Annotated in this window: 8 protein-coding genes; 2 read left to right on the top strand and 6 right to left on the bottom strand. The window is 72.1% G+C overall.

From position 1 onward, the window contains the following. Nucleotides 1-174: 174 nt before the first annotated feature. Nucleotides 175-561, bottom strand: coding sequence for a hypothetical protein (locus VFZ20_RS20025; RefSeq protein WP_329685710.1), 387 nt, complete (start codon nucleotides 559-561; stop codon nucleotides 175-177). A 143-nt stretch (nucleotides 562-704) separates the two neighbouring features. Here VFZ20_RS20025 and VFZ20_RS20020 point away from each other — a divergent pair, with 143 nt between their 5' ends. After that, the gene (locus VFZ20_RS20020) at nucleotides 705-1301 is read left to right on the top strand and encodes a hypothetical protein (RefSeq protein ID WP_329685709.1); all 597 of its coding nucleotides are present in this window, start codon (nucleotides 705-707) and stop codon (nucleotides 1299-1301) included. Nucleotides 1302-1366: 65 nt separating this feature from the next. Further along, nucleotides 1367-1654, top strand: a complete 288-nt coding sequence (locus VFZ20_RS20015; RefSeq protein WP_329685708.1) for a hypothetical protein — start codon at nucleotides 1367-1369, stop codon at nucleotides 1652-1654. Nucleotides 1655-2164: 510 nt separating this feature from the next. Here VFZ20_RS20015 and VFZ20_RS20010 read toward each other — a convergent pair. The 5 genes from VFZ20_RS20010 to VFZ20_RS19990 all read right to left on the bottom strand — a co-directional run. Continuing rightward, nucleotides 2165-2650, bottom strand: a complete 486-nt coding sequence (locus tag VFZ20_RS20010) for a DUF4112 domain-containing protein (RefSeq protein ID WP_329685707.1) — start codon at nucleotides 2648-2650, stop codon at nucleotides 2165-2167. Nucleotides 2651-2716: 66 nt separating this feature from the next. Next, the gene (locus VFZ20_RS20005) at nucleotides 2717-3442 is read right to left on the bottom strand and encodes a Nif3-like dinuclear metal center hexameric protein (protein ID WP_329685706.1); all 726 of its coding nucleotides are present in this window, start codon (nucleotides 3440-3442) and stop codon (nucleotides 2717-2719) included. A 2-nt stretch (nucleotides 3443-3444) separates the two neighbouring features. After that, nucleotides 3445-4233: a metallophosphoesterase gene (locus tag VFZ20_RS20000; protein ID WP_329685705.1), complete on the bottom strand. Its 789-nt coding sequence runs from the start codon at nucleotides 4231-4233 to the stop codon at nucleotides 3445-3447. Between the two features lie 485 nt (nucleotides 4234-4718). After that, the gene (locus tag VFZ20_RS19995) at nucleotides 4719-5723 is read right to left on the bottom strand and encodes a GNAT family N-acetyltransferase (protein ID WP_329685704.1); all 1005 of its coding nucleotides are present in this window, start codon (nucleotides 5721-5723) and stop codon (nucleotides 4719-4721) included. Next, a partial coding sequence (locus tag VFZ20_RS19990; protein WP_329685703.1) for an efflux RND transporter permease subunit occupies nucleotides 5720-6968 on the bottom strand: 1249 nt, incomplete at its 5' end. The genes VFZ20_RS19995 and VFZ20_RS19990, both read right to left, overlap by 4 nt.

The raw sequence follows: 6968 nt of genomic DNA, 5'->3' as shown, positions 1-6968 counted from the left end.
CGAGCCGCGAGGAACGAGCGGCGCAGGCGGCGGGGGAGAGGGCCCCCCGTCGCGCAGCGACGGGTCCTGCCCTCCGCTCCAATCCGCCCTCCTCGTAATCCGCTCTCGCGAGTCATGCCCCGCCCGGTCTGCTGATCTGCCCTGATCGCCTCTCATCCGCTCCAAATCAGTCCGTCACCCCGGCAAACCCGCCCGCGCCTGGATCGCGAGCACCAGCAGCATCCCGCCCGTGCACATCATCCACCACGGCACCGCCGAGAACCGGAACGCGCGCGGGCGCAGGCCCTCCAGCGCGCCGTCCACCGCGCCCTCCGTTCGCCCCAGGCGCATCGTGTCGAACGCGCTCGCGCCGCCCAGGAGAATCAGCGCCAGCCCGGACATCCACACGACACCTTCCCACATCAAGAACTGCGCGTCGGCCGTGTAGCGGCGCAGCTCCTCGTACGGCAGGGACGCGCGCAGCATGGCGGCGAGCGCCACCGCCACCAGCGCGCTGGAGCCCAGGAACAGCGCCACGCGCATCGCGCGGTGGCCGGTCGTGGCGGAAAGAGCGTGGTCCATGACGGTCCGTCGGCTGTGGGTGTGCGTCGCGGGGTGGGCATCGGGAGTGATGCTTTTACTACGCCGCGCCCGCGGGATAGATTCGCGACTTCCCGTCGCGCCCGGCGCGATCTCGACCCCGACGTCCATCCACCGCGAACCTGATGCCGACGCTCTGGAACTCCGACTCATCCAACGCGTGGCGGGCCGCGCTGGACCGCTACGAGGCCGTTATCGAGCAGCAGGGCGCGGCGCGGCTGCCGGAGCTGGACCGCTGGTACCGCGAGGACTTTCCCGCCGCCATCGCCGCGCGCAAGACGCCGCACATCACGCACGACGAGCTCGTGCGCGTGACGGAGTGGAAGATGGCGCGCGGCATCTTTCGCCCGCGCAACCTGGTGCTCGTCCGCGGCAACGCGCCGGAGCTCGTGGAGCGCACGAGCACCGCCGCGCTGGCCGCCATCCCCGATCCCAGGCGGCCCATCGCGCTCCTGGCGGACCTGGCCGGCGTGGGCCCCGCCACGGCATCGGCCATCGCGGCGGCGGCCGCGCCGGACGTGTACCCGTTCTTCGACGAGCTGGTGGGCGCGCAGGTGCCGGGGCTGGGCACCGTCGCCTTCACGCCGGCCTACTACGCGAAGTACGCCGCCGCCCTCCGCGACCGCGCGGAGCAGCTGGGCGATCCCTGGACGCCGGTCACGGTAGAGCAGGCGCTGTGGGCGCACGTGGGCGGCAAGGCGGGCACACGCAAGGCCAAGTAGGCCCGGCACTTGCGACGGGACTGCCTCCCGCGAGGACGGACGACCACCGCACAGGGAGGCCAGGCATGCAGGACCGCGAGAGCCAGAGCGACGTGAACCCGGGCATCGTAGAGCAGGGGCTGGACGAGGCCGGCGTGGAGCGCGAGGGATTGCAGGGAGATGGCGGACTGCGTGGCGGCCCCATCACGGAGCGCGAGCGGCCGGACGGCGGCCAGATCACGCAGCGCGAGGCGTTCGACGAGCGCGGGCAGGCGGGCCGCGAGGGGATGATGCACGGAAGCCGCTCCGGCGGCACGGAGAACACCACGGACCGCAGCGACCCCATGCCCCCCGCGGGCGGCTCTACCCACTGACGCACTCCGGCCCCTCCCCGCGACGCGGAGAGGGGCCGGATTCTTCTCCGCGCAGAGTCGCGCGTTCTGTTCAAGGAATCTGCGACAACGCGATCCGTCCCCCGCTGTCATTCTGAGGAAGGCGCCGGCTGGATCCACCCCGTGCTGGATGGCGCCGCCCGAAGAATCTGGTCGCGCCGCGCACAGACCCGTCCCGTGCACGAGCCCCTCGCGCGCGAACTCAGCGCGCGGGCGAGATCCCGCACTCCGGCGACCAGATTCTTCGGTCGGCCGGCGCCGGACGCATCCAGCGCGGGACGGGCCGCGACGGCGCCGGCCTCGCTCAGAATGACAGCCGGGGGCGGGGAAAGACGGGCGGCTTCGCCGCCTGGACGCGGCGACCCGGTCGGTTGAAGCCTCGTTCGCAGAGCGCGTCGGCGCGAGACGGGGCTTACCGCTGTCCCAGCGGCGGATTTATCCGCTTAGGCTCGGGGACGGCTTGCGGGCTGGAGCTCCGCCTCGTCCCCTCCCTCACGTAATCGCCCCCCACACCGCCCGCAGCACCAGGAACGCCATCCATCCGATCCCTCCCAGGATGACGATCAGCGCGATCAGCACGGCGAGCACCACGGCCGTGCTGCCACCGCGCGTGCTGCCGGGCCGCTCCCGCTCGCGCCGCAGGAGGGCCACGTTGCGCGCGTTGGACTTGAACGCCGCGTCGAACAGGTCGCCGATGAACGGCACGGCCCCGAACAGCGCCTCGATCCCCACGTTCAGCAGCATGCGCAGCAGCGACGGCACGGGCGCCCCCAGCCGCGCCGCCTGCACCACGATGTACGCCGACATCACGGCCCCCGCCGCGTCGCCAAAGCCGGGGATGAGGCCGATGACGGCATCCACCCCGAACCGCGCCTTCGTTCCCGGTACGGGGATGGAGTTGTCCAGCAGGTAGCTGAGCGTGTCCAGCCGCCGGAGGGCGCCTTGGCGCGCGGGCGCGCGGTCGTCGGGAGCGGTCACGGGCGTGGCGGGTGCGGGGGTGAACGGTACGAGGGTACCAGGTACGGGAGGTACGTCGGTCCCGCGTCAGGGATGGGCAGGAGCGGTGCCGCGCGGATGGACGACGCACCCGATCGCGCGTCCAAAGCGCCGCTCGAGCATCGCCGCCAGCAGGCGCAGGCCGTACACCTCGCTGCGCGCGTGGCCCACGGCCACGATGCCGATGCCCGTCTCCGCCGCCGCGCGCAGCCCCGGCTGGCGAACCTGTCCCGTGACGTACAGCTCCGCGCCGTCCGCCGCCGCCTGCCGCACGAGCGTGTCCGTCATGGCGCCCACGGCGGCGATGCGGCGGACGGCATCCGCGCGGCCCGGCAGCACGTCGTCCACGCCGCCGAACGTCCGCGTGATCCGCTCGATGCACGCGGCGGGATCGGCCGGCTCCGCGTCGCCCATCATCCCGATGGGCCGGCCGTCCTTCTCGCCGAAGGGACGCACGCCGCGCAGGCCCAGGTCGCGCGCGAGGTCCGGGTTGGGGCCGATCGTCAGCCGGTGGTCGAACGCCGCGTGCGACGCCAGCACGCCGACGTTCGCGGGCAGATGGGCATCCGCTACGCGCCACGGGCGGTGCAGAAAGACGGCATCCAGCCGGTCCGCATCCACCCAGCGCGCCAAATCCGGCCCGGGCTCCAGCGCCAGCCCCAATCGCGCCACCAGCCGACCGGATGCGACGAACACCGTCGTCGGCTCGTCGGGGAACGCGCGGGTGTCCAGCGCCTGGTCGATGAACGCGGCGAGCTCCGCGAGGGCGGGCACCGTCAGCAGAACATGGGGGGATCGAAGACGTCGTCCACGCCCGTCCACACCAGCTTGAGCGGCGCGCCGGGCGGCGTGCCCGCGCCGCGGCTGAAGTGGTTCTGCACGTAGCGCACGCCGTCCAGCACGCGGTCCTCGGGGATGTGCGTGTGGCCAAAGACGTGGACGCGCGGCTGGATCACGCGGATCTGCTCCTCGATCCCCAGCGAGCCAGCCACGAGCGGAAGCCCGCGAAAGCGCAGGTACTTGACGGACGGCACCAGCTCCGGCCGCGGCACGAAGTGCGAAAAGGTGACGACGGGGGCGTCGTACGGGCGCACGTGCGGCCCGTTCATCCGCAGGAACGCCTGGTCCACGCGGCCCAGGTTCGCCGGCCAGCGCGTAAAGTAGCGGTCCGCCCAGGCCTCCAGCTCGTCCTCCGCCCCCTCGCCGTTCACGTCGAACGACGGGTCGTACCAGGAGAAGAGGGGGACGATCCACGCGTCGCCCACGCGCGCGGGCGACGTGCGCACGCCCACCTGGTCGCAGATGCGCAGCACGGACTGGAACTTCTCCATGCTGTCGCGCGGCTCGCCGCGCACCCACAGCTCGTGGTTGCCGGGGACGAAGAACACCTCGCGAAAGCGGCCCGCCAGCAGCTCCAGCGTCTCGCGCAGCACCGTCTCGGAATCCGCCACGTCGCCCGCCACGATGAGCACGTCGTCGCGGTGCCCCGTTGCCCCGATGCGCTCCAGCGCCTGGCGGTTCTCACGAAAGTCCGTGTGCAGGTCCGAGATGGCGTAGATGCGCATGGTCCAGCCGAAGCGTGATATCCGTCAGGGAACGCGAAAGCCCCGCGGCGCGCGCGAGGCTTCACAAGATCGGACGTTTTCCCGTGATTGGGAACCCCTCGAACCCGTCCTCGGCAAGATGCGCTTGAGGAGCCGCCGCGCAATTACCGTCGCGCGGGTGCTCGGATGCTCCCCGCGTCACATGCGAGAGTATTGAGAAGCCTCAGCGAGAATGCGTCATCCTGAGGAGCCGCCGCGCGATGCCTGTTCGTGCATGATCCATGGCGGCGACGAAGGATCTTGTGTCCTGACCACGGAGCCGGCTCCCGGGCAGGATGTCGGCCCCGAGATCCGCACACAAGATCCTTCGTCGCGCCCAGAGGCTTGTGCGCGGTCGCGTTCGCGCGGGGCGCTCCTCAGGATGACGCGCGTTGCGCGGTGTCCGGATGATGATTCTGCGCCGGTCCGCGCATCGCGCGGCGTGCGCTCGGGATGACGGGCCGGCGTCAGCCGTCGCCGTACGCGTACAGCGCGTAGCGGCGAAAGACGCGCGCGCTGTGGCGGCTGATGCGGATGGACGCGTTGTCCGCCTGCATCAGCGCATGGATGACGGACGCGTAGCCCTTCTCGTGCGCCAGCCGCCGCACCTCGTCCGTGAGGAACGTGCCCAGTCCCAGCCCCCGCGCGGCCGGCGCCGACGCCAGCGTCTTGAGCACCACGCGCGTGGGCCGGCCATCGCGCGCCGTCAGCAGGTCGGGAAAGGCAAAGACGAAGCCCAGCAGCCGTCCGTCCGCGTCCTCCGACATCCGCACGAGCTCGGGGTCCAGCAGCGGCCGCAGCGGCGTGTACCGCGCCCGGAACTCGTCGAAGCTGATCGGCGAGTAGAACAGGTTGCCCGCGAACGCCGTCAGGCTCAGTGCGTGGAGGGCGCGCAGCTCGTCGTCGAACCGGTCCAGGTCCAGCGGGCGGATGACGGCGCCGCGCGCCCGCACGCGCTCCGCCAGCTCGTCGCGCCGCGGATCGGGCTCGGACAGGTCGTCCACAATGGCGCTTTCGTACGCCGCCGCCACGCGGAATCCCACCGCCTCGAAGTCGGCCGGATAGTCCGCCGGGTTCGTGGGCTCGGAGAGAAACGGCGGCTCTGCGGGCTCGCCCGGTTCCGGCGGCAGCGCCAGCCGATAGCGGCCCCACGTGCTGCCGTTGATCGGCCCCAGGATGCGCGCCACGCCCATCCCCCGCAGCCGATCCACCGCGTCGCGCAGCAGCGTGCGCGCGGCGTCGGCATCCGTGCGCTCGTAGTGGCCGATGAGCCCCGTGCGCCCCGGCGCGCCGTGCAGGTCGTCCGCGACGGCAAGGGACAGCCGCGCCACGGGGTCGCCATCCATCGACGCCACCAGGCAGCGCGCGGACGGCTGCACGGGCTCGTCCGCCGTGGGATATCCGGCGCGCTCGCGGACGGCATCGAAGTCCTCCATCCGCTCCGCGTCGTCCGGGCCGAATTCGCGGATCATGGACGGGCCTCCTCCCGCACGGGCGCCGGTGCCGGCTCGCGCAGGTCTTCCACGCGCGGCTTGCGGCGCGGGAGAAGGATGACGACGGGAAGAAGGAACAGGTCCGCCAGCATGGCTCCCACGATGGAAAGGGACGACACGATCCCGAAGTACGCGATGGACTGCGAGCTGCTCGTCGCCAGCACCGCGAAGCCGATGGCCAGCACCATGGACGCGAAGACGACCGAGCGCCCCGTCTCGCGATAGGTGCGGCCCACGGCCTCTTCCACGGAGGCGCCGGCGTCGCGTTCCGTGCGGTAGCGGAAAAGGAAGTGGATGGTGTCGTCCACGGCGATGCCCAGGACGATGGCGCCGATGGTGGCCGTGGCGATGTCCAGCGGGATCCCCGCCCACCCCATCACCCCGAAGACGAGCGCGACGGGAAAGACGTTGGTGGGGACGGCCGCGAGCGTAAGCCGCAGCGAGCGCAGCAGGATGCCCACCATCGCGAAGACGACGACGGTGCTGATGGCCAGCCCCCACACGGTCCCGCTGACCACGTAGTCCACGATGCGCAGGTACAGCGGCAGGTAGCCGGACGGCTCCGGCTCCGCGACGGGCCGGATCTCCGCCGCGTGCGTGCGGGAATCCAGCGTGCGCATGGCGTCGCGGAACCCGGCCGTGCTGGTCATCGGCACAAAGAAGGTGACGCGGCCCTCCGTCGAATCCGCCGACAGGTACGGCCCGCCGGCAACCGCGCGCCCGGCGGCGGCCAGGTCCACGAAGCTCAGCGAGCGGTCCACGCGCGAGTTGTCCTCCGCCAACCGCTGCCACGCGGCCGTCCGGGCCATGACCTCCGGGGCCAGCACAGTGCCCCCGGGCGCCGCCGCGCGGACGACGTACTCCAGTGGCGTGTAGTTGCCCGCGTTCTGCTCGATCCAGCGGCTGTCCGCGCGGGCCACGTGGTCCGGCGGCAGCAGCTCCAGCGTGTACGTGTCCGCCTTGACCCGCGCCGCGCCGATCAGCAGGACGACGGTGATGGCCGTCATGGCGCCCAGAACGGACCAGCGCCGGCGGGGCACGTGGATGCTCAGCCAGGCCAGCGCGTGGTCCAGCCGTCCGCCGTCCGCGCGCTCCGGCGGGGGCGGCACGTCCCACAGCGCCAGCGCCGCCGTGCCCACGAGCAGCGTCATCACCCACAGGATGAGCATGCTGATGCCGGCAAAGACGCCCAGGTCGCGGATGGCCGGCATGCGCGAGCTGGCC

The sequence above is a fragment of the Longimicrobium sp. genome, assembly GCF_036280135.1.
Lineage (GTDB): Bacteria > Gemmatimonadota > Gemmatimonadetes > Longimicrobiales > Longimicrobiaceae > Longimicrobium.
This window is presented reverse-complemented; position numbering and strand designations above follow the sequence as displayed.

Coding starts and splice junctions, on each gene's coding strand:
- VFZ20_RS19995 (WP_329685704.1), bottom strand. CDS start 5,723: ATGATCCGCGAATTCGGCCCGGACGACGCGGAGCGGATGGAGGACTTC.
- VFZ20_RS20020 (WP_329685709.1), top strand. CDS start 705: ATGCCGACGCTCTGGAACTCCGACTCATCCAACGCGTGGCGGGCCGCG.
- VFZ20_RS20015 (WP_329685708.1), top strand. CDS start 1,367: ATGCAGGACCGCGAGAGCCAGAGCGACGTGAACCCGGGCATCGTAGAG.
- VFZ20_RS20025 (WP_329685710.1), bottom strand. CDS start 561: ATGGACCACGCTCTTTCCGCCACGACCGGCCACCGCGCGATGCGCGTG.
- VFZ20_RS20000 (WP_329685705.1), bottom strand. CDS start 4,233: ATGCGCATCTACGCCATCTCGGACCTGCACACGGACTTTCGTGAGAAC.